Source organism: Streptomyces sp. NPDC002130 (assembly GCF_040296465.1).
Lineage (GTDB): Bacteria > Actinomycetota > Actinomycetes > Streptomycetales > Streptomycetaceae > Streptomyces.
Genome location: NZ_JBEOXI010001201.1, coordinates 1 through 1,080 on the forward strand (window position 1 = coordinate 1; position 1,080 = coordinate 1,080).

At 60.2% G+C, this 1,080-nt stretch carries 1 protein-coding gene; it reads right to left on the minus strand.

Annotated elements, in window-relative coordinates; genetic code table 11:
* Positions 1-134 precede the first annotated feature (134 nt).
* Positions 135-962 carry a helix-turn-helix domain-containing protein gene (locus ABT116_RS49630; protein ID WP_351648312.1) on the minus strand — a complete coding sequence of 276 codons (828 nt, stop codon included), beginning with the start codon at positions 960-962 and terminating at the stop codon, positions 135-137.
* Positions 963-1,080: the final 118 nt, after the last annotated feature.

Consider the following 1,080-nt stretch of genomic DNA (forward strand, 5'->3'; position numbering starts at 1 on the left):
GGGAGGCGGTCAAGGACGAGAAGGTCGTCACGCCGGCCAACACCACGGGCACCAACGGCACGACTGTCGTCATCATGGCAAGGGGCAGAGCGGAATCGGAACGCTCGACAGCGCCGACGCGCGATGGGCGGCGTTCAGCGCGCTCTGACGTCCTGACGGAAGGTCAGCGGAGAAACACCCACCCGGGTGGCGAAGAATTTGGTGAAGTTCGCAGAATCGTCGAACCCCAGCTTCGACGCCACCTGGGTGACCGTGTCCGTACCGAAAGACAGCAGACGTTTCGCTTCGAGCACCACTCGCTGATCGATGTACTGCTTCGCGGTCATCCCGGCAGCGGATCGGGTAGCTCGCAATACGGTCTTCTCGGAGTACCCGATCGTGTTGGCGTACTCCGAAACCGAACGTACCGAGGCGAAGTCACGTTCGACAGCGGCATGAAACCTTTCGATCACGTCATTGTGTGCCAGCACCGAACTCTGCTCCTGCCCGCCGAGATGGGTCAGTTTCAACAGAATTGCTGTCAGCGTGTGCCGCAGAATGGCCGCGCGAACGGCCGGCGCGGAAGTATCCGGACACGCGTAGTTCAGGTTCAGGTGTTTCATACCCGTGCTGATGGTCTCGAGGTTCTCGCCGGACAACTGCCACGCTGCCTGCCTACTACGAAAGTTTCCGTCCAACAGTTGCTGACTGGCGGCGTCGAGCGAGGAGGGCGTGAACAGAACGACCGTCGCCTCGAAATCCTGGATTCGACCCCACTGTTGCACCTGCCCCGGCCTGACCCAGAACACAGTCCCCGGACTCACCGCATAGTTCACGAAGTCGATGGTGTGTAGCGCCGAACCCTCGGTCACCAGCGCGAGCAAGTGAAACTGCGGACGTTGGGGGCCGATGAACTCTGCGCTTCCCCCATTGACGCGAATGGTGTCCAGGCTGAGAACTTCGATCTCGGTCGCATCCGCCACCGAAGATGCGTACCCGACGTCCCGGACGGGCACTTGTCTGTTTTTCACTAGTTCGGGACTCATCTTCACCGTGACCGAATACCCGAATGCGACATACCGTCAGAGTATCAATCAGTTC